Here is a 26,342-nt window from a genome sequence, read left to right as displayed (position 1 = left end):
AGGAAAAAGGATGTTGCCAATTACTTTAGAACAAATGGAGTTGGATATTGAAGTTGATAGCCCAGTAGAAGCCATAAGAGCTGCTGGACATCTCTTAGTAAAAAGTGAAAGCGCTTTACCTAGCTATGTGGATGCGATGGTTGAAAGTTATCAAACACTTGGACCCTACATTGTACTCGCGCCGCACATTGCAATCCCACATGCTAGACCAGAACATGGTGTAACTAAACAATGTATGTCAATTGTTCGCTTAAAAAATCCCCTTAAGTTTGGTCATCCAGAAAACGATGATGTTAAATTAGTCATTGCTATCGGTGGCGTGGATACAAATTTCCATATTAAAATGTTACAAGCATTAAGCAGAGTTTTAACAAATGAAGAAAAATTAAAGCTGCTTATGACAAGTGATAACAAAGTTGAAATATTACATACCATTAAAAAGGAGGATTAAGTTTATGGAAATTTTAACAGTTTGTGGAATGGGTTTTGGAACAAGTTTGATGTTATTGATGGAAATTCAAGATATGGCGAAAAAACACGGTTATAAAGTAGACGGAGAGGCCACTGATTTAAGTAGTGCCAAAGGAAGGACTTGCGATGCGATTGTTGCTTCCAGTGAAATAGCTGCAGAATTAGCAGGTGAATCAGCAAAAGTTATCCCGATTATCAACATTCTTGATAAAAAAGAAATTGAAGAAAAAGTGTTACCTATTATAAAACTATATTTTGCTTCATAAAAAAGGAGGATTACGATGCTCACTTTCATCACAGAAATTTTATCTACACCAGCATTTATATTAGGAATCATCGCAGCCATTGGATTAATTGCTTTACGAAAAACAAGCTCGGATATTATCAAAGGAACACTTAAAACTATTTTTGGCTTTATTATGTTACAACAAGGATCAGCAATTATTGTTGGGAGTTTAATTCCTTTTAGTACAATGTTTGAAAATGCCTTCCAATTAAAAGGGGTGGTTGCAGAAGATAATGCAATTGCTGCCGCAGTACAGCAAGTTTTAGGAACAGAAACATCTTTAATTCTCGTATTTGGTTTTATTATTAATGTTATTCTTGCTCGAACGACTAGATGGAAATATATCTTTTTAACTGGTCATATGATGTTTTCATTTGCGGCTACTATGGCAATCGTATTTGATCAAATGGGCTTTAGCAGCTGGCAAATAATTCTATTCGGTTCCATTGCTCAAGGGATTTCAAGCATTGTCTTCCCTACCTTAGCTCAACCATTTGTTCGTAAAGTAACTGGTAATGATAATGTCGGATTTGGTTTCTGGGGAAGTTCACTAGTATGGTCAACAGGGTGGATTGGTGGTAAATTTGGAAATAAAGCAAAATCTACGGAAGATATAAAAGTACCAAAGAAATTAGACTTTTTAAAGGAAATGTCCGTATTAATGGGAATTGTGATGGCGGTAATTTACATTTTCACTTCCTTCTTTGTAGATGAGCCTGTAATGAAAGAATTAGCAGGGACACAAAGCGATGTATTATTCGCAATATTGCAAGCATTTACTTTTGTTGTCGGAATATTAATACTACTTCAAGGTGTACGAATGTTTTTAGGTGAGCTCGTTCCAGCATTTAAAGGGATTAGCGAAAAAATTGTTCCTGGAGCAATTCCTGCACTAGATGTACCCATTTTTTACTCATTTGCACCAACAGCAACAACGATTGGCTTTTTATGTGCAGTAGTTGGTGGACTTGGAGCAACATTGATTTCGACAATGATGCCAGTTGTAGTACTACCTTCAGTAATTGGGTTGTTCTTTATGGGAGGTGCAGCTGGAGTATTTGGTAATGCTATGGGAGGAAGACGTGGAGCGATTATTGCTGGTTTTTTACTTGGATTTGTTTTCCAAATGATTGTTGCAATTGCTTACCCAATTTTAGGATTAGACGGTTATGGTATTCAAGGGCTATGGTTTGCCTCAACAGATGCAATTATCGTTATAGTAATTATTCGCCTAATCGGAGTATTGTTTGGTATTGCGCTTTAAAATATTAAAGGAGATGGATTAGAATGGAAAAGAAAATCAGAACAGTACTTGGTGATATTTCTAAAGAAAGCTTGGGGTTTACGTATTCACATGAACATTTATGGTGTTGCCCACCCCCAGTTCAAAAAGATCGTGATTTTGAGTTAACAAATTATGCTGCATCTTTAGAGGAATTAAAAACATTTTATTCCATTGGTGGAAAAACATTAGTAGATGCTTCGACGCTTGATTACGGCCGCGATGGGAATAAATTAAAATCCATGTCCGAAGAGTCGGGGGTCAATGTTTTAGGTGTAACCGGATTTAATAAGCATATTTATTTTCCAGATTGGGTACGAGAAGAATCCATCCAACAAATTACCGATCGATTAATTCATGATATTGAAAAAGGAATGGATGGGTCAGATGCTAGAGCAGGAATTTTAAAATCTGGTTCTTGGTACAATTTGATTCATCCTTTAGAAGAAAAAGTAACTCGTGCGGTTGCTTGGGCACAAAAAGAAACCGGCGCGCCTATCTGGTTGCATACAGAAGCTGGAACAATGGGACAAGAGATGTTAGCCATTTTAGAAGAAGAAGGTGTTAATTTAGAATTGGTTGCAGTTGGGCATAGTGATCGTAATGCCGACCCATACTATCATTTAAAACTCGCTGAAAAAGGTGCTTATGTACAATTTGATGGGTGTGGCAAAGTAAAATATTATCCAGATAGCACACGGGTTGATTTAGTGAAAAATATGCTTGAACATGGCTTTGGAGATAAACTACTTGTTTCTGGTGATATGGGGAGAAAAAGTTATCTGCATGCTTATGGCGGAGGACCAGGTTTCCGTTATATAAAAACTAAATTTATTCCTAGATTATTAGAAGAGGGTGTTAGTGAAAAAGAGATTAACGCAATTTTTTATGAAAACCCAGCTAATTGGTTAGCAAAATTTTAAAGGAGGGGATACGTTTGATAACCATCGAAAAAAATGAAATCATGGCCATAATTCGTGATGTGGACCTAGTGGATATCATTCCCATTGTGGAAGTTTTAATAGATGAGGGGATTACAAAGCTTGAGGTTTCGCTTAGTAATGAAGCAAAGGGGTTAGGGTGTCTAGAAGCATTAAGCCGACACTATTCAAAAGAACAATTAACACTTGGAGCAGGTACCGTTGTCTATCTAGAACAAATAAAAAAAGTGCAACAAGCAGGCGCGACATTTATTATTACACCGGGTTTTGAGAAAAATATAATTAAAGAAAGCAAACGGCAAGGAATAGCCATTTTTCCAGGAGTTTTTTCACCGGGAGAAATTGTTGAAGGGTTACAATTAGGCGTCGAAATTTTTAAATTGTTTCCAGCTGGAGAGCTTGGACCAACCTACGTTAAAAGTTTAAGAGGACCATTTCCAGATATCCATTTAATGGCAGTTGGTGGAGTAAATGCGAGAAATAAGGAAGAATACGCAGCAGCAGGGTGTGACTCTTATGCTATTGGGAGTGAACTTGTTCCTCGCGGGGCAACAAGGGAAATGCTGGACAAAATAAGAGCAAATGCAAAAGCTTTTCAAAGATAGGATGGATGAGTAATGACGCAATCAGCCAAAAAAATAATTAATATGACGCGAGATGAGGTACAACAAGCATTAGCGGATTTTCCTGTAGCCATTTTACCACTTGGAGCGACTGAACAACATGGACATCATTTGCCACTCGGGGTAGATATTTTTTTAGCAGAAAACCTTGCTAGCTTAGTTTCTGAAAAAACAGGTGCAGTAGTTATTCCGACTATGCCATTTGGGTATTCATGGGTGTGGCGGGATATTCCAGGAACAATCTCTATTCAGCAGCATCATGTAGAAGCTATTATTAAAGATGTAGCGCATAGTGTGTCAAGATATGGCGTAAAAATGCTTGTACTAATAAATGGACACGATTCGAATAATAGCTCTATGAAGTATGCTGTTCGTGAATTAGCGGATGAACTAGATATGCCTGTCCTGTATTTATTCTATCCGTCACTTTCAGAGGTAATGGCAACGAATTGTGAGTCAGAACCTTGGTATGGAATGATTCATGCATGTGAGTTTGAAACTTCTCTTATGCTAGCAACTAAAAAAGAACTAGTGACAATGGATAAAGCAGTAAAAGAGTATCCAGAAAAACCTGTATTGTATGGAAAAACAACTATTTCGTTAGGAGACTTGAGTAAGAGTGGGGTATACGGAGATGCAAGTCTTGCTACAGAAGAAAAGGGTAAAGAAATGGAGCGGATTTTTGCTAATAAAATGGCAGAACTTGTTTTAGAAGGCTATGAATATTTCACTAAATAACACAAAAACCACTTCTTAAAAAGGAGTGGTTTTTACGTTAGCAATGTTTCATTATTTCATTTCAAGTAAACGTTCTTTTAGTTCTTGTTCCATAGTTACAAGTTCTTTTTCTGCTACGGCACGTTTAGCACGGCCTTCTTGTTGGATTTTAAGCGTTTCTTGTAAGGTTTCAATTAAGCTAGATTGTGTTTCTTTTAGGGTTTCGATGTCGACAATACCCCTTTCATTTTCGCGTGCTGTTTCGATAGCATTTGTTTTTAACATATCAGCATTTCGTTTTAACAGCTCATTAGTTGTTTCAGAAACTTGACGTTGAGCTGCTACAGCTTGTTGTTGACGAAGTAGGGTAAGCGCTATGGCTACTTGGTTTTTCCATAATGGAATGGCAGTCATAATGGATGACTGGATTTTTTCTGCAAGTGCTTGGTTTGTATTTTGAATTAAGCGGATTTGCGGAGCTTGTTGGATGGTAATTTGACGACTTAATCGTAAATCATACACCCGTTTATCAAGTCGATCTGCAAATTGCGTTAAGTCATTTACTTCTTGATAATCCATTTGGTCCCCAGTTTGCTCGGCTTTTTTGCGAAGTTCTGGGAGCATTTTCGTATTAATCTCTTCTAATTTCAATTCTCCAGCAGCAATATAAATATTAAGTGCTTGGAAATAATCTTTATTTTTATCATAAAGTTGTTCTAAGAAAGAATTATCTTCTATTAAACGCTTTTTGGAGTGTTCCAGTTTCAACGCGATGCGGTCTATTTGGGTACCAATTTTTTGATATTTAGAAGTAATTTCATTGATGGATTGTTTTACTCGGTGGAACATTTTTGTGAAAACATTTTTGTTGCGAGCAGCTAATTCGTCGGGATCTGCTTCTTGTAGGCGATACATTAAATCACTAATAATATCTCCAATTGGACCAACATCTTGTTTTTGCACATGAGCAAGCATTGAATGCGAAAAGTCATGTAGTTTAGCTTGAGCAGGCGCACCGTATCCAAGAATTGCAGCTTGGTTACCTGGTTCTATTTGTTTCGATAATTCGAGTGCTTGTTTTTTGTTTGTTTCCGTTAGCATATCTACTAAACGAGGAGCTGCATCTGTTTCGTTATTAACAATACTTGCTGCAGATGCACCATCCGTTCCAAAAGGGTTAGCAAGAAGATCATCTAACGTCTGGTTAAATTCTTTTTCAATTACTAAGTCTTTTAATTCATTCGTTTCTTCACTTGGCTTTTTCTCGGTCATCTTTTGTACCCCTTTCGAGTTTCTTTTTCTGTTTGGAAATGGAGTTTTTAGCTACTTCTAATTCGAAATCAAGGTTGTTTACATCTTGATTTAAGAGCGTAAATAAATCCTTTTCAATAACACGACTTAAATCATTTAAAAGTGTGCGCGTATCAGAAAGTGTTTGGTAGATTTTTTTGTCTTTGACAGGTTGTTTTTCTAAGAAAGCATATTTTTCCGTAAGCTCTACCAAAGAATCAAGGTGGGAGAAAAAGAAATCTTCTGCTTCATAAAAACGCTTTGGTTCTTCTTTTACGATACCGTAAATCCGTTTTGTAAGTAAAAGTGTTTTATTGCGCTCTTGGAAAGAATAGAGAGCCTTATTTTGTGTCATGATTTTTTGAAGGCGGATTATTTTCACACGAGCTTCTTCTAAGTTGGTGCGAATATATTTATATTCTTTTTTAGTTAACCCAGTGGCAATCATTTGTGCGCGATCCCCAGCTTTGGATGAAAAGAAAAATAGGACAGCTGCAACAGCTATTGTGATTGCTGCAATTATCAAGCCACTTTGGATAATGGAAGTAAGAATACCACCCAAAATAATGACAAGTAAAATGGAACCAGTGAATGCTAATATTTTTTTAAAAACGGTCATTATACATCTTCTCCTTTAAGTACCTGTTTGAAAGGTCCGCTTTTCTAGGTATATTTTTCTAAAAACAAATGATACTGCAAGCAATCTACTAGTTAAGTATATTTAGTATCTCGTAACTAGGCAAGTTGAAGGGTTTTTATGTTTTAGAAAGTGTACTTTATTTGTCCTTATCATACCATATTTAGAAAATAGATGTTATCAGTCGTGCGATGTAAATTAAACTCGGACTTAGTTATCTTATAGTGAAAAAATAAGAAGTAAATCGCTTAATTGGTGGAGAATGAAGCAAAAAGCATTCCGTTTTAAATAATGGAATGCTTTTTTGATTTCAAATGATGCTAACTATCATGAAAATACTAATGAATAAATTTCTCGTGATGCGTACTAATCATTGCTTCATCAGCAGCATTTGGTTCTAAATATTTTTTTGCGCTATTAATTGCTATCGGACCCTCATGTAAGCCAGCTGCGATAATACGAATTTTTCTCGGGTAAGCAGCACTATCTCCGCAAGCAAAAATTCCTGGAATCGTTGTTTTCATTTCATCATCAACAAGAATGCCAAAATCTGTTAATGTAAAGCCCCATTCAGCCATTGTTCCTAAATCTACTTTAACACCATGATTGATAAAAAGGGCATCTGTTGGAATAGTTTTAGTGCTGTTTGTTTGATTGCAGTAAAGTGTTGTAGCAGTTAATCGGTCGTTAATTCCAAATAAAGCGCTCATTTCATGATGGATATGAATTTGAACACGGGAACTTTTTAAGGCTTTTACACGCTCCTCATGTGCTTTAAAATCTTCCCCACGATAGATTAAATGAACTTCTTTTGCAATAGGCTCTAATGTATGCGCCCAATCAATTGCAGAATTTCCGCCACCAGAAACAGCGACAACTTTGTCACGAAACTGTTCCAGATTTTTAACATCATAGAAAATAGCGTCAGGAAAATTTTCAGCATGTAAAGCGTCTAAGCGATTAACTTCAAAAGTACCACTACCTGTCGCGATAACAATCGTTTTAGAAAAATGGATTGTCCCATTTTGAGTAGTTAATTGAAAAGTGCCATTAGATAGCTTAGTAACTTCTACTACACGCTCATTACAGACAATGGTTGGATGGAAAGTCTCTGCTTGTTCTTTTAAATTAGCTATCAGATCCGCACCAGTAATAGCAGGGATTCCGCCAATATCACGAATAATCTTTTCAGGGAAAAAATAACGCACTTTGCCACCAACAGCTGGTTCGGCATCGATAATTTTCGTCTTCATGGACCGAAGACCGCTATAAAAAGCAGCAAAAAGACCAATAGGCCCTGCACCGATAATGGTCACATCATAGAGATCATTTGGCAATTGAATCAAGCTCCTTTACAATTTCACAACCATTACAAGTTTCATAAGGCAGGCAAAGAGGGACACCGCTTCGTGGATCAATTAAAATATCGGCTTTGATATTAAAGACATCTTCCAATGTTTCTTCGGTCATTACACTAACCGGCGTTCCTTCAGCTACTACTTGTCCCGCTTTAATTGCAATCATGTGATGTGCGTATCGCGATGCATGATTTAAGTCATGTACAACCATAACAATCGTGCGGTTTTCTGATTGGTTTAATTGTTTGAGTAAATTTAATACATCTAATTGGTGCGTCATATCTAAGAAGGTCGTTGGTTCATCTAAAAATAAAACATCTGTCTCTTGAGCAAGGGCCATTGCAATCCAAGCTCTTTGGCGCTGTCCACCTGACAAACTATCAATCGGACGATCCGCAAACTCGGTTAAATTGGTTACTCTTAGCGACCAGAAAATAATTTCTCGATCTTTTGCAGTAATGGATTTAAAACTGCTTTGATGAGGAGAACGGCCATAAGAAATTAATTCGAAAACCGTTAAACCATCTGGAGCAGAAGGGTTTTGAGGTAAAATTGCTAACTGCTTGGCGATTTCTTTGGTTGGCTGACTATGAATGCTTTTACCGTCTAAATACACCGCACCTTGACTTGGTTTCATTAATCGGGACATTGTTTTTAATATAGTGGACTTCCCAGAACCATTTGCTCCAACAAGAGCAGTTATTTTATTTGATGGAATGGCTATATCTAAACCATCCACAATGATTCGTTTATCGTAGGAAATTTGTAGATTATCGGTATGCAAGTCTTTCATTTTTATCGCTCCAATTTCAATTAAAATGATAATCATTCTCAATGCTTAAGTATAGAGTTTTTCTAACAAAAATGCAAGTCTTAGTCAATAAAACAAGTTGCATCAAATGAAATATTTCGCTATACTAATTGAGAAATATTATCAATTACAAGGGGGAAGTATATTGAAAAAAAGAATTAGTTTGTTACTATTGGTGCTTTTAACTGTAGTAGTTATGGGTGCTTGTGGAAATAATAAATCAGCCGATAATGAAAAAGTCGAAATGCGTACTTATACAATGACGAATGGTGAAAAAGTCGAAATACCAGCGCATCCAAAACGGATAGTTGCTTCAGAATACTTAGGAAATATTGTCTTACTTGGTTTAAAACCAGTTGGTGCCAGAGAAAAACAATTGGAAAACCCATTTCTTAAAGGAAAGATAGCTGGGATAGAAGACATCGGTGATCCTGTTTCTGCGGAAAAAGTAGCAGAATTAAAACCAGATTTAATTGTTGTTTCAAAAGAAGATGAGTTCGAACAAATGTCTAAAATTGCGCCAACTGTTTTAATTCCATATGCAACTTCTAAAACAGTAGAAGAAGATGTACGCCAGATTGCTGATTTAGTTGGTGAAAAAAAAGCTGGAGAGGCATGGATTGATAGTTTTCATCAAAAGGCTAAAGCCGCAAAAGCAAAATTAGCTGGAAAACTTGATGCGGATGAAACTATTGGTATTTATGAGGTCCAAGATAAAGATTTTTACGTTATGGGTCAAAATATGGGACGTGGTGGTCAAGCAATTTATAACGCCCTTGAACTAAATGCACCAGCAAAAATTAAAAAAGATGTATTAGACGGTCAAGATTGGCAGAAGATTTCATTAGAAGTTCTACCTGAATATGCAGCAGATCGAATGTTTATAACAAAGAATTCCTCTAGCGATGCGAAAGATGGTGAAAAAACACTACAAGAATTAACGAATTCGCCAATTTGGAAAAACTTACCTACCTATAAAGCAGGAAATGTTTACCAAATGGATTTTGATACAATGTTTTATTATGATCCTTTAGCCGTTGAAGGTCAGCTAGATATTATAGTAGATAAATTACTTGATTCCAACTAAATATTGCGATTAGCGAGGTAAATTGATATAATTTTCTTTGCGATTGATAATTATTATCACCTAAAACGAGCAGAGATATCAAATGGAAGGAATTTGTGCAGATGGATAAGTCAAAACAGTTAAAAATGAACACAAGACCAGCTGTTGCTATTATTATACTTACAGCTGGGCTTGTAGCGCTCCTTATTATGGCGCTATTTGGCATTGCAGTTGGAGCGGCAGATATTCAATTAAGTACTGTCTGGGATGCGCTCTTTCATTATAATAGCTCAGAAACAGAACATCAGATTATACGGAGTTTGCGTGTTCCAAGGGTAATTGCTGATATGGCAATTGGTGCCGCATTTGCCGTGGCAGGGGCCATTATGCAAGGAATTACAAGGAATCCGCTTGCTGACTCTGGACTTTTAGGACTAAATGCTGGTTCTACTTTTATGGTAGCAATTTGTTTTGCTTTTATGCCAGGTCTTAGTTATAATTCGTTAATAATTTTTTCTTTTGTTGGAGCGGCAATTGGGGCGTTTATGGTGTTTGGTGTTAGTTCCATTGCAGGTAGTGCCATGTCACCAACACGATTAGTACTTGCTGGGGCAGCGGTTAGTTCGCTTTTGACTGCGTTGAGTGAGGGGATTGCGATTTACTTTAAATTAAGTCAGGATTTGGCATTTTGGTATGCTGGTGGAGTTGCTGGTGTGAAATGGGGTCAACTTGAGGCAATTTGGCCATGGTTACTGGGCGCATTAATTGTAGCACTACTTTTAAGTAAGTCTATTACCATTTTAAGTTTAGGCGATGATATTGCAATTGGTCTTGGCGAAAAAACGACCTTAGTTAAAATTGCTTCCATGGTCGTCGTGCTTGTTTTAGCGGGCTTAGCTGTATCTGTAGTTGGTCCGGTTGGATTTATTGGTTTAATTGTGCCTCATTTGGTCCGCTATTTAGTAGGGGTAGACTATCGGTGGATTATTCCTTGCTCAGCAGTTGTTGGGGCGTTTTTAACACTGGTTGCTGATATTGTAGCAAGAACGATTAACCCGCCCTATGAAACACCAATTAGTGTAGTTTTCGCTTTAATTGGAGTTCCTTTCTTCCTTTATATTGCTCGTAAAGAAAGGAGGAACTTATAATGTATATGACTGCAGCAGAAAAAAGGAAAAAATCACAGCGGATATGGACTATTATTATTTTAAGTTTATTTATTTTTATTATATTTACATATAGTGTCAATGCGGGTTATTCTAAATTACCATTTTTAGAAGTAATAAAGTCATTCTTTGGGATGGCGGACCCAGGCACTCAACTTATCGTGACAGAGTTTCGGTTGCCAAGAATTGTTATTGCTCTTTTGGTTGGCGCTGGTTTAGCTGTTTCGGGAACAATTTTACAAGGTATTTCTGGAAATGGACTTGCTGATCCAGGAATTTTAGGGATAAATAATGGTGCTGGTTTAGCGGTTATGCTTTATATTTCTTTCTTCCCTTCAACCATGGAAGTGCCTGTTTTATTTATGCCATTTATCGGGTTTATTGGTGCGATTTTGACTGCGTTTGTCGTGTATGGTCTTTCTTATAGTCGAAAAGAAGGTTTGCTGCCTAATCGCTTACTTTTAACTGGGATTGCTGTTGCGGCGGCAATTGCAGCACTGATTACACTTTTAAGTATTCGACTGGATCCACAAAATTATCAACGGTATGCAGAATGGATGGCGGGAAATATCTGGGCATCTAGTTGGCAATATGTTTATGCGCTTTTACCCTGGTTGATCGTTTTAGGTGCGATTGCTTTTATGAAAGTGAAGACACTAGATGTTCTTTCTTTCGGTGATCAAGTAGCAACTGGACTTGGTGTTCGTGTCGAACGAGAAAAATTTCTTCTATTAATTGTCGCAGTTGGTCTTGCTGCAGCTTGTGTCTCTGTTAGTGGTGGGATAGCGTTTATTGGACTAATTGGACCGCATATTGCTAGGAGATTAGTCGGTTCAGCGCATCGTTTTGTAATGGTGACATCTGCACTTGCTGGCGGCTTATTATTACTTTTAGCGGATACAATTGGACGTTTAATTATTCAACCTTCCGAAATATTTGCTGGTATTGTCGTGGCAGTTATTGGTGCCCCGTATTTCTTATTTCTTCTTGCTAAAGCTAAATAAGAATTATTATAAATAACGAGAAATTTTATAGTAATTGATAATGATTGTAGACAGCCTATTGCTTTTGTGATATGTTAGTAAACATAAGCAATAGGAATTGAATACGAGGGATTTAATAGGTTGGAAAAGGATTTCCAAGCTTGCATTTTATTTATAATTATTATAAACTGTATTTATTGTTAAATGATAATGATGATAATTTAGAAAGACAACTTGTTATTGCAACTAAGGGAGGAACCAGAATGGAAGGGCGTATTGGACGCATTAAAGCACAACTTCATGATGCTAGTTATAAATTAACTCCACAACGAGAGGCAACTGTTCGCGTTTTACTTGAAAATGAAAAAGATCATTTAAGTGCAGAGGAAGTTTTCTTGCGTGTAAAAGATATTGCGCCTGATACTGGACTTGCAACGGTTTATAGAACATTAGAGCTATTAACAGAGCTTCGTGTAGTAGATAAAATTAACTTTGGTGATGGTGTATCTCGTTATGATTTACGACAAGAAGGCGCCAAGCATTTCCATCATCATCTTGTTTGTTTAGAATGTGGTTCCGTAGAGGAAATCCAAGAAGATTTATTAGAAGATGTAGAAAAAATAATTGAATCAAAATGGCATTTTCTTGTAAAAGATCATCGTCTAACTTTTCAAGGTGTATGTGCCGAGTGCAGACAAAAATCAAAAAGAATAATGGTTAAGTGAGTTTGAGATAATTTGTCTCAAACTTTTTTTGTGAAAAAAGGTGGACTGAATTGTGCGAAAAGTATTACATGTTTTTTTCATCGCTTAAACGTTTTCACTTGAAGCGGAACGTGTTAGAATAGGACTTGTGGAGGAAACGCTTATGAATGATTTAATAGATGATTTTTTACATTTTTTAATTGTAGAGAAGGGCTTATCACAGAATACGATAAAAGCTTACGAACGGGATATACATTATTTTGTTTCTTATATGAATACAGCGAGTAATTTTACTGATCCAAACACTCTTAAAAGAAGCGATATCGTTGGATTTATGGCGTTTGCGCGAAAAGAAGGAAAATCAGCAAGAAGCGTTGCAAGATATATTGCTTCGTTGCGGTCTTTTTTTCATTACTTAATGCATGATGGGAAAATGTCCCACGACCCAATGATTCAAATTGAAACACCAAAACAAGCGCAAGGGTTGCCAAAAGTATTAAATTTAGATGATGTAGAATTATTGCTTCGTTCCTCAGATATAAGTACACCGCTCGGGCTTAGAGACCAAGCGATGATGGAAATTTTATATGCAACGGGGCTTCGTGTGACTGAACTCGTGCAGCTTAAAATGGATGATTTACATTTACAAATGGGCTTTATTCAAACCATTGGTAAAGGGGATAAAGAAAGAATCATTCCACTTGGAAAAACCGCAACCAATGTGTTAGAAAAGTATTTAGAGGAAGCAAGACCGAAACTTAGAAAGCCGAAATACCGCAATGATTTTGTGTTTTTAAACCATCATGGTCAAGGACTTACGAGACAAGGATTTTGGAAAATATTAAAAGGTATTGCGAAAGCGTCGGGAATTGAAAAGCCGATTACACCGCATACTTTGCGCCATTCATTTGCCACACACTTACTTGAAAATGGGGCGGATCTCCGTTCAGTACAAGAACTTCTTGGCCATGCGGATATCTCCACTACACAAATTTATACCCATGTAACCAAGCTGCGGTTAAAAGATGTATACAAACAATTTCACCCGCGTGCTTAAAAATATAATGGAAAAGGATGAGTAAATATGCCAGATAAATTTAAACGAGTACATGTAGTTGTAATGGATTCAGTTGGTATCGGGGAAGCCCCAGATGCAGCAGAATTCGGTGATTTTGATGTAGATACATTTGGTCATATTGCGAAATTTGTTGGCGGATTAAAAATGCCAGAAATGGGCAAACTTGGCTTATCAAATATTCGTGAAATAGAAGGAATTAAAAAAGCAGAAAAACCACTTGCATACTATACAAAAATGCAAGAGGCTTCTAATGGGAAAGATACGATGACAGGTCACTGGGAAATTATGGGACTATATATTGATACGCCATTCCGCGTTTTTCCTGATGGCTTTCCAGCTGAATTAATTAACCAAATCGAAGCAAAAACAGGTCGCAAAGTAATTGGTAATAAACCTGCTAGCGGCACAGAAATTATGGCTGAGCTTGGCGAAGAACATGTGAAAACAGGAGCTTTAATCGTTTATACATCTGCTGATTCAGTGCTGCAAATTGCGGCTCATGAAGAGGTGGTTCCGCTTGAAGAACTATACGAAATTTGCGAATTCTGTCGTGAGATTACTTTAGATGACCCATATATGCTTGGTCGGATTATTGCGCGACCTTTTGTTGGAGAACCTGGAGCATTTGTAAGAACACCAAATCGTCATGACTATGCGCTAAAACCATTTAAACCAACTGTGATGGATGCACTTAAAGACGGTGGTAAAGATGTCATTGCGATTGGGAAAATTTCTGATATTTTCGATGGCGAAGGTGTGACGGAATCTATTCGTACGAAATCCAATATGGACGGAATGGATCAATTTATTTCTACTCTCGACAAAGACTTTAATGGAATGAGTTTCCTTAACTTAGTAGACTTTGATGCGCTATTTGGTCATCGTCGTGATCCACAAGGTTATGCGGATGCATTAGTAGACTTTGATGGTCGTTTAGAAGAAGTAATGGAAAAACTAACAACGGATGATTTGTTGATTATTACTGCTGATCACGGAAATGACCCAACCTATACTGGTACAGATCATACACGCGAATTTGTTCCATTACTAGTGTACTCACCTCGCTTTAAAAATGGCGGTTCAGAACTAGAATTACGAAAAACTTTTGCCGATCTTGGTGCAACAGTTGCAGACAATTTTGATGTAAAAATGCCTGAATACGGAAAAAGTTTCTTAGCAGACTTGAAATAGGAAAAAGGAGGAACAAGCATGAGTTTAGAAAAAGTAAATGAAGCAGTTACAAAAATTAGAGAAAGTTACACTGGAACACCAAAAATCGGATTAATTTTAGGGTCTGGATTAGGAGTGTTAGCGGATGAAATTACACAACCAACAAAACTTTCTTATAGTGAAATTCCTCATTTTCCAGTTTCCACAGTAGAAGGACATGCTGGACAATTTGTTTTTGGTGAATTAGAGCATAAAGAAGTAGTTGCGATGCAAGGACGCTTCCATTTTTATGAAGGGTATTCGATGCAAGAAGTTACTTTTCCAGTTCGAGTAATGAAAGAGTTAGGCGTTGAAGTGCTGATTGTAACTAATGCGGCTGGCGGTGTAAACGAACTGTTTTCTGCGGGAGACTTGATGCTAATTTCAGACCACATTAACTTTACTGGAACAAGTCCGCTTATTGGGCCAAATGATAGTCATTTTGGACCTCGCTTCCCAGATATGTCGGAAGCGTATAACTTAGATTTACGTGTCGAAGCTAGATTAATTGCGCAAGAGCTTGATTTAACCATTTGTGAAGGCGTTTATGCTGGATTTAGCGGTCCAACCTATGAAACACCTGCAGAAATCCAAATGATGCGCACACTTGGAGCAGATGCAGTTGGAATGTCAACAGTACCAGAAGTAATTATTGCGAACCATGCTGGACTACGCGTTCTAGGCATTTCTTGCATTACTAATATGGCAGCTGGGATTTTAGACCAACCACTTTCACATGAGGAAGTTATTGAAACAACAGAACGAGTTCGTAGCACATTTTTACAATATGTAAAAGCGATTGTTGCTAAAATTTCTTAAAGTAATTGGTTGTACAAGTTCAGCTGATTTCGTTATTTTCTGAGACAAGAAGATATTGAAATCAGCTGAACTTTTTTCATGGATTTGATATTATTTTTAGATAGTTATTGTCGCTCGGCTTCTTAGTGTGCTACTATATAAAAGAACTTTTAAAAATCTGTAATGTAAAGGTGGGATTGGCGTGACGTTTGAACGGCTAGGAACAATGAATGTAAATGCAGAAGGACATCTCGAAATTGGAGGGGTGGACACTTTAAAGCTGGCCGAAAAATATGGCACACCGCTTTATGTTTATGATGTGGCGCTAATCCGAGACCGTGCAAGAGGATTTAAAAAAACATTTGAAAATCTTGGTGTGAAGGCACAAGTTGCATATGCCAGCAAGGCTTTTTCTGCTGTTGCGATATATCAGTTGATGGCAGAAGAAGGGTTATCACTGGATGTAGTATCTGGCGGAGAACTATATACAGCCATTAAAGCTGGATTTCCAGCAGAACGTATTCACTTTCATGGTAATAACAAAAGTGCTGAAGAAATCCATATGGCGCTTGATTATGGCATTGGTTGCTTTGTTTTGGATAATTATTATGAAATTAGTTTATTAGAAGATATATTAATAGAAAGAAATGAGAAAGCATCTGTGTTAATTCGAGTTACACCAGGTATTGAAGCACATACGCATGACTATATTTTAACGGGACAAGATGACTCGAAATTTGGGTTTGGATTAACAAATGGGCAAGCGGAACTAGCTATTAAGCAAGTTCTTGGAGCAAGTGAGGCTTTTGACTTAATTGGTTTACATTGCCATATTGGTTCACAAATTTTTGAAACAACTGGGTTTAAATTAGCAGCCCGTCGAATTATGGATAAATTAGTTGAATGGCATCAAACACTCGGCTTTGATTCCAAAGTACTTAACCTTGGAGGCGGCTTTGGAGTTCGTTATACTGCAGAAGACGAACCATTAGAACCAAGCGAATATGTCCGCCAAATCATGGAAGAAGTAAAGGATGTTGCAAATACAAATGATATTGCTATTCCAGAAATATGGATTGAACCTGGTCGTTCTTTAGTTGGGGAAGCTGGAACAACACTTTATAAAGTTGGTTCTAAAAAGGAAGTACCGGGTATTAGGAATTATGTAGCCGTTGATGGCGGTATGTCTGATAATATTCGTCCAGCTTTATATGACGCGCATTATGATGCAGTACTTGCGGCAAGTCCAGAGAAAGAAGCGGAAGAAACTGTTGCTATTGCAGGGAAATGTTGTGAGTCTGGCGATATGCTGATTTGGGATTTACCACTACCAAAATCGAATGCTGGAGAAGTTTTAGCAGTTTTTTGCACCGGAGCATATGGTTATGCAATGGCTAGTAATTATAATCGTATCCCTAGACCTCCTGTAGTTTTTGTAGAGAATGGCGTAGATAAATTAGTAGTGGCTCGCGAAACATACGAGAATTTAGTGCAAAATGATCTTTCATTATAGTAGGGCGGGACAAATATGGTAGAAATGAATTTTAAGGTAGAGGCATTTGAAGGACCGCTAGATTTACTTCTGCATCTAATCGGGCAGTTAGAAGTGGATATATATGATATTCCAATGGCTGAGATTACAGACCAATATATGGAATTTGTTCACACTATGCAAGAAATGGAACTAGATGTAGCTAGTGAATATTTAGTAATGGCAGCCACTTTGCTTGCGATAAAAAGTAAAATGCTTCTTCCAAAACAGGAATTAGAAATTGATTATGATACACTAGTAGAAGAAGAAGATCCACGAGATGCTCTAGTGGAGAAATTAATGGAATATAAACGTTTTAAAGAGGCAGCAAAAGAATTAAAAGAAAAAGAAGCAGAACGGAGCTTTTATTTCAGCAAGCCACCAATGGATCTTGCTGAATATGAGGATGGTTCCCATGTGGCTGAACTAGATGTATCGCTGAATGACATGTTAAGTGCTTTTAATAAAATGTTACGACGCAAAAAATTAAACAAACCACTGCATACAAGAATTACAACCCAAGAAATTTCGATAGATGACCGAATGGACGCTGTTATCGGGAGATTGCAACAACAACCAAACCACCGCTTGCGTTTTGACGAGTTATTTGAAGAACGGACGAAGGAACAGTTAGTTGTTACATTTTTAGCTCTTTTAGAATTAATGAAACGAAAATTAGTAGAAGTGGAACAAGTGGAAAGTTTTGCCGATTTATATGTGTTAGGTAAAGGGGAAGAACTATCGTGACTAGAGAAGAACAAATAGGTATATTAGAGAGCTTACTTTTTGCTGCAGGAGATGCAGGACTTTCAACAGAACAATTAACCGGAGTTATGGAGATTACGCATATTGAAGCACTCAATTTATTAGAGTTGTTAAGTGAGCGATACAATGAAAATGCTGATCGAGGACTTATTTTACTAGAACTAGCAGGAACATTCCAACTTGCCACAAAAAAAGGGCATGCAGAATATTTGCGAAAATTAGTGGAAGTTCCAAGCAATACTGTTTTATCACAAGCATCCCTAGAAACATTGGCGATTATTGCTTATAGACAACCTGTAACAAGAATGGAAGTAGACGAAGTGCGTGGAGTTCAAACAGATGGACCAATCCGTACATTAGTTGCCAAAGGTTTAGTAACAGATAAAGGACGAGTGGATGGTGCTGGACGAGCAAAATTATATATAACTACAAGTGAGTTTTTAGATGCATTTGGGCTTAATTCTTTAGATGATTTACCAAAACTTGCTGATTCAGAAACAGAAGAACCAGACCAAAACGAAATGGACCTGTTTTTTGACCGGTTTAACCAAAATAAAGAACAGGAGGGGAAATAAAGATGGAACGTTTACAAAAGGTAATTGCAAATGCAGGTATTACTTCTAGAAGAAAAGCAGAAACACTGATTAAAGAAGGAAAAGTAACAGTAAATGGCAAAGTAGTAACCGAATTAGGTGTTAAAGTTAGTGGAACGGAACGAATTGAAGTGGAGGGAATTCAGTTAACAAAAGAAGAACATCGCTATTTCTTATTTTACAAGCCTAGAGGAACTGTATCGGCTGTTACAGATGATAAAGGACGGACGACTGTAGCGGATTATTTTACAGATATTCCAGAACGACTTTACCCAGTTGGAAGACTTGATTATGATACATCGGGCTTATTGTTAATGACAAATGATGGGGATTTTGCTAATCTATTAATGCACCCTAAAAATGAAATTTCTAAAACCTATATCGCCCGAATAAAAGGTATTCCGGAAAGAGAAGTGATTCGGACGTTAGAGCGTGGCGTAGTGATTGATGGCCGTAAAACTGCTCCAGCGAAAGTGAAAGTACGCTCATCAGATAAAGCTAAAGATAAAGCAATTGTAGAAATTACTATTCATGAAGGTCGGAATCGTCAAGTACGTAAAATGTTTGAAGCAGTCGGATTTGAAGTGCAAAAACTTTCAAGAGAAGAATATTCTTTTTTAAACTTGCGTGGCTTAAATGCTGGTGAGCGAAGAGAGTTATCTCATCATGAAGTAAAACAATTAAAGACAGAAGCAAGATTTGGTAAGAAAAAATAACGATGATAATACTACAGATAAACTAATTTTCTCTATTAAATAAACTTTCTAATAGCGCGTTTTGTGAAAAACATGTATAATTTAATTCGTAGGAAATTTGGTATAGGAAATGATACGTGTTTTCGTATGTGGGTACGGGAACTTCCAATTAGTTATATTAATTAATTCTGTATGTAAATGAGAGTTAGGGGATGAATACTTATGAGTGAACAAGTTAGAGTGCTTGTTGTGGATGATGAGGATCGGATTCGCCGACTTCTTAAGATGTATCTCGAACGTGAGAACTATCGTATTGAAGAGGCTAGTGATGGGGATCAGGCACTTGACATGGCACTGAACAATAATTATGAAGTAATCCTACTTGATTTAATGATGCCAGGTAAAGATGGAATTGAAGTATGTCGTGAATTAAGAGAATATAAAGCGACACCAGTTGTTATGTTAACAGCTAAAGGAGAAGAAGCGAACCGAGTACAAGGTTTTGAAGTTGGTGCAGATGATTATATTGTCAAACCTTTTAGCCCAAGAGAAGTAGTACTACGGGTAAAAGCAGTTCTTCGTCGTGCAAAACAAAACTCTGAAGAAGGCACAGGCGGAACTCCAGGAGATATTATTACCTTCCCTCATTTGAAAATTGATAATGAAGCCCATCGTGTTATTGTTGATGGAAAAGAAATCGGTTTAACGCCAAAAGAATATGATTTACTTTATTATTTAGCTAAATCACCAGACAAGGTATTTGACCGAGAATCACTTTTAAAAGAGGTATGGCGTTATGAATTCTTTGGCGATTTGCGTACGATTGATACCCATGTGAAAAGACTTCGAGAAAAATTACATGATGTATCTGAAGACGCAGCAAGAATGATAGTCACTGTTTGGGGTTTAGGATATAAATTCGAGGTTCCAGAAGAATAAACTTATGATAGCGGACAAAGACGTTAAATCGGCAAGTGTTATGCCGCACGTGCTTTGTTCCGTTGTTTTTTTGTGGGAAGCGAGGTGAGATGGATGAAAATATGGAATAGTATTGTTGGTAAAATTTGGAGTACCATTATTTTGCTTTTAATTGGTATTTTAGTTATTTCTGGTTTTTTAGTTGCGATGATTTATGAAAAAAATAATATTACCCAAATTACCAAAGTGTTGGAAGATACGACTACGAGTATTATTAAAGTAATGAAAGAACATAATGCAGTAATTTCGACTCAAAATAAAAATGATTCACCGCTTACTTTATTAGATAATACATTAGGTGTCATTATTGAGCAGGATGGTAAAAATGTCTATCAACTACAATCACCAGATTATGTTTCCTCCACCTCGGCAGATAAATTAATTCATGATAAAACATTAGATAAGGCATTAGAAAAAGAAAATATTGTTACAATGAAGTATAATTTTAAAGCGGATAGTCATGCAATGCCAGTGGAAATTTCTGCGCAAAAATTTGTTTTAGATAATGGAGATTCTGGGGTTGTTTATGTTTACCAATCGTACAGTACTATTTTGCAAGTAAATAAAAAAACGATGACCACACTGATAGTATCAGGGATTATTGCAGTATTTATTACATCCATCTTATCGTTTGTATTCTCATCAAGAATGGCTTTCCCACTTCGAGAAATGAAAAAAATTGCTATTGCTGTTTCCAAGGGTAACTTTGATAATCGTGTACCGACATACACTCATGATGAAATAGGCGAACTTGGTGTAGCTTTTAATGATATGGCTAAGCAATTAAAATACAATGTTAGCGCCCTTCGGCAAGAAAAAGAACAGCTATCGAATATTTTAGTTGGGATGGCAGATGGAGTTATTAAATTCAGTATTGATAAAACAATTGTTTTAAGCAATCCGCCAGCAGAAGAATTTCTGCATAATTGGTTTTTTTCACCAGAAAACTCTGGAAAAGTACTGATACCGGTTGCGCTAGATAATTTATTGGACGATACACTTGAAGCAAAGGAATCCCAAGTTGGTGAAATCACATTTGCTGATCGGACGTATGTAGCCATTTTAACGCTACTTTATACTGGTGAACATGTTCGAAGTGTTGTAGCTGTTATTCGTGATATGACAGAAGAAAAACAACTAGAAAAAATGAAGAGTGATTTTGTTAATAATGTCTCTCATGAATTACGAACGCCGATTTCCATGTTGCAAGGATACAGTGAAGCGATTATTGACGGAGTTGCTCAATCAGATGAAGAAGTGCGAGAGTTTGCGCAGATTATTTATGATGAATCGCTTCGTATTGGTCGTTTAGTCAATGATATGCTAGACTTAGCACGAATGGAAGCAGGATTTAACCAAATGGATAATCAAAAGCTACCACTTGCGCCACTTTTAGAAAAAGTTATGGCTAATTTCGACGTTTTAGCAAAAGAGAATTTTGTCGAATTAGGCTTGGAATTAGAAACACCAGAGTTAGAATATTCCTATGATCCAGACCGAATGGAGCAAGTGTTAATAAATTTAATTATGAACGCCATTCGCCATACTGGAAAAGAAGGTTATGCTGGTAGAGTTGTTTTAAAACAAGCCATTGATGCAACTCAAAATAAATTAATTTTAACAGTCTCCGATAATGGTAGCGGAATTGCCGAAGAGGACATCCCTTACTTGTTTGAACGTTTCTATAAAGCGGATAAAGCACGAAAACGAGGAAAAGCTGTTGGTACGGGTATCGGCCTTGCGATTGTTAAAAATATTGTGGAAGCACATGGCGGAAAAATTTCTGTTAAAAGTCAGCTAGGTAAAGGTTCTGATTTTATTATTACTTTACCACTTGGATAAATAGAATGGAGCGAAAAAAATGGACAAAAGACAAACAAAATTTTGTAAAGAATCTCTAGTAATTAAAACAAGTCGAGTATTTCCCTCGGACACAAATAATCATAATACTTTATTTGGTGGACGGTTAATGACTTATATTGATGATACCGCATCGATTAGTGCATCACGTCATTGTCGGACAGAAATAGTGACAGCATCAACAGACTCAGTGGACTTTTTAAAACCAATTAAAAATGACCATTCTGTTTGTTTAGAATCTTATGTGGCCTCTACTGGTAGAAGTTCAATGGAAATTTTTGTAAAAATCATCGCTGAAAATTTAAAAACAGGAGAGCGCTACTTAGCGGCAACTTCTTTTTTAACTTTTGTTGCGCTTGGGGAAGATGGTAAAACAGTTCAAGTTCCCCTTGTTGAACCAGAAACTGATGAGCAAAAGAGAATTCATGCTGGAGCCGAAGCAAGAAGTATTGCACGTAAAATCCGCTTAAAAGAAAATAAATCACTAGCAGAGTCTTTATCAACCAATATTCCATGGTAAAAAAGTGAGAAAGCGTTTACGTGAAAAAAGTTACAAAAAAACTTGCGAAAAATTATATTCATGGTAAAATAAAATTTGTAAGAAAATATTCGTTCATCTTCGGGGCAGGGTGTAATTCCCGACCGGTGGTAAAAGTCCACGATCTGCTTTTATAGCAGTTGACTCTGGTGTAATTCCAGGACCGACAGTATAGTCTGGATGGGAGAAGATGTTGGCAGACCTTTTCGTTTGTCTTCACGAGCATGTGTTAGCAAGCTGTGATGCTTATTTAAGTATCTATCGCTTGTATATCAATTCACAAACTCTCCCTCAACTTTTTTTAGTTGGGGTTTTTTATTTGCTTGGGTTGCGTTCGTTAAGCGATGTCACTCGCTTCTTTTGATGAACATCAAGGAGAAATGACAATGAAGAATTATTCAATGAAGGTTTTTGTAAGTGTGGCGGTACTTGGAACATTAGCATTTATACTAATGATGCTCCAATTTCCGTTACTACCAAGCGCACCATTTTTAAAGCTTGATTTTAGTGATATTCCAGCATTACTTGGCGGCCTTTTATTTGGTCCATTAGCTGTAATTTTAGTAGAATTAATAAAAAATGTGCTGCTATACATCGTTTCTGGTAGCCCAGTAGGTGTTCCAGTCGGAGAGTTAGCTAATTTTATTTCAGGGATATTTTATGTATTGCCAATTTATTATCTATTTCACTGGTTCCGCACAACGAAAGGAATGGTTCTTTCAACCGCTGTAGGGACAGTGCTAATGACGCTTGCTATGACTGTGTTTAATTATTTTGTATTACTACCATTTTATATAAAACTCGGAGGTCTTCCGGCGAATACAGATATTGCATGGTTAATTACTTATGCTATCGTGCCATTCAACCTACTTAAAGGGGTTATTGTTAGTGCGGTATTCTTATTGCTTTATTCACGAATGAAAAAATGGATTGCTAAAAACCAAACTGCAAAAGAGCGGCGCAAATTCGAAAAGAGACAACAAGAAGCTAGCCATTAAAATAAATAAAAACCGTGAGTCCTGTGGGGCTCACGGTTTTTTAGTGAAAAGGTTTATCTGAAAGTTTAATGGAAAGTGAAGGACAAGCAAATTCGGCATCAATAACCATTTCGATTAAATCTTCGGGAATTTGTTTAGTACCAGAATTATCATCAAGCATATTAAAAGCGAGGCCTTCCGTATCATAATCAAATACGTCAGGTGCATGAATCGAGCAAGCTCCACAAGCAATACAAGTGTCTTTTTCAACACGACAATATTTCAATATTTTCCGCTTCCTTTCTAAAACGACTATTTGAAGCTAGATTTTTTCTTTTTCTATTGTATCATATTTTTATAAAGTTTTTTTAGTGAAAACCAGTGCCGAACAAGTGTTTCTGTGGTATGATAAGCATACAAAAAAGGTGGTGGAAAGCTTGGATATGCTTGACTTATACATTATAACTATTTTAAAAAAATCTGTTACGCCAAGAAAAATGCCGTTTTTACATACAATTTTGGTGGGGCGAAGAACTGGCCAAGCAGTTCAAGATACGCATCTTTTTCAAATGCAACACTTATTTGGACTAGTCCCCAATCTAAAAGCAACCTTTTTAGAAGCACGATTAACAAAATTAACTAAAGAAGGTACTATTTTAGCTACGGAAAACGGTTATATAGTTCAAGAAGAAATAACTTCAACGTTTGAAACAGTGTATCCAAGGTTTCAAGGTTTTGCTTTTCAAAAGCTAGCATTTGATTTCTTTGCAAATTTACGACTGGCGGTTCAAGTAGTTAGTAATAAACAACATAAACTAAACTACTATTTACCAGTTATTCGAGATAAAAAAATTCAACAATTCATTAAAAACTGGCTTTCCAAACAAAATCAAGCTACGTTAGCGGATAGTTTATATAGGGAACTTATCAGATGGTTTAAAGAATTAGAAGTAACAAGACCGGAATTTTTAGTTGAACGTTTTTCAGGAAGAGAACTTATGGGTTATACGACAGAACAAATAGCTACGAACTATAATCAACCGAAGTGGAATGTCTATTTTGAAATGTTGCACGAGATTCATCGCTTATTCGCTGTAATAAAACAACAAGCAGATGAATGGAATATTTTACGCAGTTTAATACCATCAGAATTAACAGCTTTAACCACTTCAGCAGTACAAACCTTATCTTTATGGGAAAATGGAGCAGATATAGAAACTATCGAAAAAATTCGCAACTTAAAAACAAGCACCATCCAAGACCACTTTGTCGAAATTAGAGCTACACAAAAAAATGCCAATGTACCATGTCTGCCAAATGAGGAGTTAATAAAAGCAATTAACAGCAGTGATTGGCATTTATTGCGTGAAATAAAAGCAGCATTTCCAGAATTAGATTATTATCAAATTCGGCTAGCTGTGGTAAGTAGGGGTGGAATAGAATGAACCTAGAAAAAGAATTAAAAGCATATCTTGGGTTTGAACAATTCCGTCCAGGTCAAAAAGAAGTAATTGAAACGGCCTTAGCTGGAAAAAATAGTTTTGCCATGCTGCCGACTGGAACTGGGAAAACCGTTTGTTACCAATTGGCAGGACACTTAATGGAAGGACTCGTGCTAATTGTGTCACCACTTCTTTCGTTAATGCAAGATCAAATGGAGCGAATGCGTGCTCACGGTGAAAAGCGAGTTGCGGCACTAAATAGTTTTTTAAAACGAGCGGATAAAAATCAAATTCTTGCTAATATTCATTTGTACAAATTTTTGTTTTTATCACCAGAAATGCTAAATAGCAGTGAAGTGAAAAAAGTTCTTTTACAACAAAAAATGAGTCTTTTTGTCATTGATGAAGCACATTGTATTTCTCAATGGGGACATGATTTTCGCCCGGATTATTTAATGCTTGGTCAATTTATTCAAGAAGCTAATTTTCCTGTTTCTATGGTGCTTACTGCAACGGCTACCAAAAAAGTTCGAGCAGATATATTGGAACAACTGCATTTAACAGACTGTGAACAAATCATATATTCAGTAAATCGACCTAATATTTCTTTACAAGTAGAAAAATTCGCTAACCAAAAATTAAAGAAAGAACGATTGTACGAACTAGTTTCGAAACTCCAAACACCGGGTATTATTTATTTTTCAAGTAAAAAATTAGCAGAAAGTACTGCTCGCGAATTAAATGAATTAACTGGTTTACAAGTTGCATATTATCATGGTGATATGGAAACGGAAGATAGAATAGTGATTCAGCAACAATTCGTTAATGGTCAGTTAGATATTATTTGTGCGACTAGTGCCTTTGGAATGGGAATAGATAAAGCAGATATTCGCTTCGTTATTCACTACCATATGCCTGCTGATTTGGAAGCATATTTGCAAGAAATTGGCCGAGCCGGTCGCGATTCAAACAACAGCATCGGTATTTTACTTTATGCAATTGGAGATGAATTTATTCAAATGCAGTTGGCAGATCAAGACTTACCAGATGCCAGTTTTATTCATTTATCCAAAGAGCAACTTAAAACATTACCAGATTCAGAGCAGCGTTTTATTGAATACTATCAAAAAAGTGGCTTAACCACACAAGAGTTAACAGCCAAAATTGATTATCGAAAAAAATGGAAACGAGCTAATTTACAACAATTCATTGGTTATGTGCATACAGAGGAATGTCGCCGGAATTATATAATGCGCTATTTTGATGAGGAACCTTTGGAGGAAGAAAGACCGCTAAACTGCTGTGATATCGATGGTGCCGGGATAATTGACTATGAAAAAAACGAAAATATACAGCGAAAAGAACTACCCACATGGGAAAGTTATCTAACATACTTACTACAATAATCTTAAAAGTTACGAAATTTGACAAATAAGAATCCAAATTTAGATTTTTTGCTAAAAAAGGGCTTGTTTAATAGCAAAAAAATTGTTATTATTTTGTTCAGTAATCTATATGAAATAGATAGAGACTGTGCATTTTA

The 26,342-nt window shown here is 36.6% G+C and carries 28 protein-coding genes and 1 riboswitch; of the genes, 23 read left to right on the top strand and 5 right to left on the bottom strand.

The features are described from left to right. The first annotated feature begins 10 nt into the window (after positions 1–10). The 6 genes from HCJ45_RS08655 to HCJ45_RS08630 are packed head-to-tail and all read left to right on the top strand — an operon-like array spanning position 11 to position 4,341. Entirely contained in the window at positions 11–451 is a 441-nt protein-coding gene (locus tag HCJ45_RS08655; protein WP_185345372.1) for a PTS sugar transporter subunit IIA, read from the top strand. 4 nt (positions 452–455) lie between these two features. After that, positions 456–737, top strand: coding sequence for a PTS sugar transporter subunit IIB (locus tag HCJ45_RS08650; protein WP_185345370.1), 282 nt, complete (start codon positions 456–458; stop codon positions 735–737). Positions 738–752: 15 nt separating this feature from the next. After that, the gene (gene ulaA, locus HCJ45_RS08645) at positions 753–2,021 is read left to right on the top strand and encodes a PTS ascorbate transporter subunit IIC (protein WP_187124537.1); all 1,269 of its coding nucleotides are present in this window, start codon (positions 753–755) and stop codon (positions 2,019–2,021) included. A gap of 23 nt (positions 2,022–2,044) precedes the next feature. Next, positions 2,045–2,962, top strand: coding sequence for a phosphotriesterase family protein (locus tag HCJ45_RS08640; protein ID WP_187124536.1), 918 nt, complete (start codon positions 2,045–2,047; stop codon positions 2,960–2,962). A 23-nt stretch (positions 2,963–2,985) separates the two neighbouring features. Then, positions 2,986–3,585: a bifunctional 4-hydroxy-2-oxoglutarate aldolase/2-dehydro-3-deoxy-phosphogluconate aldolase gene (locus HCJ45_RS08635; RefSeq protein WP_343068879.1), complete on the top strand. Its 600-nt coding sequence runs from the start codon at positions 2,986–2,988 to the stop codon at positions 3,583–3,585. 12 nt (positions 3,586–3,597) lie between these two features. Next, a complete protein-coding gene (locus tag HCJ45_RS08630) occupies positions 3,598–4,341 on the top strand; it encodes a creatininase family protein (RefSeq protein WP_187124534.1) in 744 nt (247 codons plus the stop codon). A 51-nt stretch (positions 4,342–4,392) separates the two neighbouring features. On the opposite strand, the gene HCJ45_RS08625 is transcribed toward HCJ45_RS08630, so the two are convergent. From HCJ45_RS08625 to HCJ45_RS08610, 4 genes are all read right to left on the bottom strand, one after another. Continuing rightward, entirely contained in the window at positions 4,393–5,592 is a 1,200-nt protein-coding gene (locus tag HCJ45_RS08625) for a toxic anion resistance protein (protein ID WP_185345355.1), read from the bottom strand. Next, positions 5,570–6,229 (bottom strand): 5-bromo-4-chloroindolyl phosphate hydrolysis family protein, encoded by a 660-nt coding sequence (locus HCJ45_RS08620; protein ID WP_187124533.1) that lies wholly within the window; start codon positions 6,227–6,229, stop codon positions 5,570–5,572. Before HCJ45_RS08620 ends, HCJ45_RS08625 begins: the two co-directional genes overlap by 23 nt. A 356-nt stretch (positions 6,230–6,585) precedes the next feature. Beyond that, positions 6,586–7,584, bottom strand: a complete 999-nt coding sequence (locus HCJ45_RS08615; RefSeq protein ID WP_187124532.1) for an NAD(P)/FAD-dependent oxidoreductase — start codon at positions 7,582–7,584, stop codon at positions 6,586–6,588. Beyond that, positions 7,574–8,398, bottom strand: coding sequence for an ABC transporter ATP-binding protein (locus HCJ45_RS08610; RefSeq protein WP_185380836.1), 825 nt, complete (start codon positions 8,396–8,398; stop codon positions 7,574–7,576). Before HCJ45_RS08610 ends, HCJ45_RS08615 begins: the two co-directional genes overlap by 11 nt. Before the next feature lie 163 nt (positions 8,399–8,561). Between HCJ45_RS08610 and HCJ45_RS08605 the strand changes: the two genes are divergently transcribed. From HCJ45_RS08605 to HCJ45_RS08535, 15 genes are all read left to right on the top strand, one after another. Beyond that, positions 8,562–9,503, top strand: a complete 942-nt coding sequence (locus HCJ45_RS08605; RefSeq protein WP_187124531.1) for an iron-hydroxamate ABC transporter substrate-binding protein — start codon at positions 8,562–8,564, stop codon at positions 9,501–9,503. 101 nt (positions 9,504–9,604) lie between these two features. Then, the gene (locus HCJ45_RS08600) at positions 9,605–10,630 is read left to right on the top strand and encodes a FecCD family ABC transporter permease (RefSeq protein ID WP_187124530.1); all 1,026 of its coding nucleotides are present in this window, start codon (positions 9,605–9,607) and stop codon (positions 10,628–10,630) included. Further along, the gene (locus HCJ45_RS08595; RefSeq protein WP_185345338.1) at positions 10,630–11,652 is read left to right on the top strand and encodes a FecCD family ABC transporter permease; all 1,023 of its coding nucleotides are present in this window, start codon (positions 10,630–10,632) and stop codon (positions 11,650–11,652) included. Before HCJ45_RS08600 ends, HCJ45_RS08595 begins: the two co-directional genes overlap by 1 nt. Positions 11,653–11,894: 242 nt before the next feature. Continuing rightward, positions 11,895–12,356 carry a ferric iron uptake transcriptional regulator gene (fur, locus tag HCJ45_RS08590; protein ID WP_187124529.1) on the top strand — a complete coding sequence of 154 codons (462 nt, stop codon included), beginning with the start codon at positions 11,895–11,897 and terminating at the stop codon, positions 12,354–12,356. A 142-nt stretch (positions 12,357–12,498) separates the two neighbouring features. After that, a complete protein-coding gene (gene xerD / locus HCJ45_RS08585; RefSeq protein ID WP_187124528.1) occupies positions 12,499–13,392 on the top strand; it encodes a site-specific tyrosine recombinase XerD in 894 nt (297 codons plus the stop codon). 27 nt (positions 13,393–13,419) lie between these two features. Beyond that, positions 13,420–14,604 (top strand): phosphopentomutase, encoded by a 1,185-nt coding sequence (gene deoB / locus HCJ45_RS08580; RefSeq protein WP_187124527.1) that lies wholly within the window; start codon positions 13,420–13,422, stop codon positions 14,602–14,604. An 18-nt stretch (positions 14,605–14,622) separates the two neighbouring features. Continuing rightward, a complete protein-coding gene (locus HCJ45_RS08575) occupies positions 14,623–15,441 on the top strand; it encodes a purine-nucleoside phosphorylase (protein WP_187124526.1) in 819 nt (272 codons plus the stop codon). 181 nt (positions 15,442–15,622) lie between these two features. Next, positions 15,623–16,933, top strand: a complete 1,311-nt coding sequence (gene lysA, locus HCJ45_RS08570) for a diaminopimelate decarboxylase (protein WP_187124525.1) — start codon at positions 15,623–15,625, stop codon at positions 16,931–16,933. Positions 16,934–16,948: 15 nt separating this feature from the next. After that, the gene (locus HCJ45_RS08565; protein WP_187124524.1) at positions 16,949–17,698 is read left to right on the top strand and encodes a segregation/condensation protein A; all 750 of its coding nucleotides are present in this window, start codon (positions 16,949–16,951) and stop codon (positions 17,696–17,698) included. Beyond that, positions 17,695–18,291, top strand: a complete 597-nt coding sequence (scpB, locus tag HCJ45_RS08560) for an SMC-Scp complex subunit ScpB (protein ID WP_185345325.1) — start codon at positions 17,695–17,697, stop codon at positions 18,289–18,291. The genes HCJ45_RS08565 and scpB overlap by 4 nt, the downstream gene beginning before the upstream one ends. 2 nt (positions 18,292–18,293) lie before the next feature. Next, the gene (locus HCJ45_RS08555; protein ID WP_187124523.1) at positions 18,294–19,025 is read left to right on the top strand and encodes a pseudouridine synthase; all 732 of its coding nucleotides are present in this window, start codon (positions 18,294–18,296) and stop codon (positions 19,023–19,025) included. A gap of 201 nt (positions 19,026–19,226) precedes the next feature. After that, positions 19,227–19,943, top strand: coding sequence for a response regulator transcription factor (locus HCJ45_RS08550; protein WP_187124522.1), 717 nt, complete (start codon positions 19,227–19,229; stop codon positions 19,941–19,943). A gap of 93 nt (positions 19,944–20,036) precedes the next feature. Further along, the gene (locus tag HCJ45_RS08545) at positions 20,037–21,824 is read left to right on the top strand and encodes an ATP-binding protein (RefSeq protein WP_187124521.1); all 1,788 of its coding nucleotides are present in this window, start codon (positions 20,037–20,039) and stop codon (positions 21,822–21,824) included. A 19-nt stretch (positions 21,825–21,843) separates the two neighbouring features. Beyond that, positions 21,844–22,362 carry an acyl-CoA thioesterase gene (locus tag HCJ45_RS08540; protein ID WP_185345310.1) on the top strand — a complete coding sequence of 173 codons (519 nt, stop codon included), beginning with the start codon at positions 21,844–21,846 and terminating at the stop codon, positions 22,360–22,362. A 91-nt stretch (positions 22,363–22,453) separates the two neighbouring features. Then, a riboswitch (FMN riboswitch) is annotated at positions 22,454–22,576 on the top strand. A gap of 190 nt (positions 22,577–22,766) precedes the next feature. Beyond that, positions 22,767–23,378, top strand: a complete 612-nt coding sequence (locus tag HCJ45_RS08535) for an ECF transporter S component (protein WP_185345308.1) — start codon at positions 22,767–22,769, stop codon at positions 23,376–23,378. 40 nt (positions 23,379–23,418) lie between these two features. On the opposite strand, the gene HCJ45_RS08530 is transcribed toward HCJ45_RS08535, so the two are convergent. Continuing rightward, entirely contained in the window at positions 23,419–23,643 is a 225-nt protein-coding gene (locus HCJ45_RS08530) for a ferredoxin (RefSeq protein ID WP_185345306.1), read from the bottom strand. Between the two features lie 151 nt (positions 23,644–23,794). Between HCJ45_RS08530 and HCJ45_RS08525 the strand changes: the two genes are divergently transcribed. Then, positions 23,795–24,802: a YpbB family protein gene (locus HCJ45_RS08525; protein WP_187124520.1), complete on the top strand. Its 1,008-nt coding sequence runs from the start codon at positions 23,795–23,797 to the stop codon at positions 24,800–24,802. Next, positions 24,799–26,205: a RecQ family ATP-dependent DNA helicase gene (locus tag HCJ45_RS08520; RefSeq protein WP_187124519.1), complete on the top strand. Its 1,407-nt coding sequence runs from the start codon at positions 24,799–24,801 to the stop codon at positions 26,203–26,205. The genes HCJ45_RS08525 and HCJ45_RS08520 overlap by 4 nt, the downstream gene beginning before the upstream one ends. Positions 26,206–26,342 lie beyond the last annotated feature (137 nt).

The organism is Listeria immobilis (genome assembly GCF_014322845.1).
GTDB lineage: Bacteria > Bacillota > Bacilli > Lactobacillales > Listeriaceae > Listeria > Listeria immobilis.
This window is presented reverse-complemented; position numbering and strand designations above follow the sequence as displayed.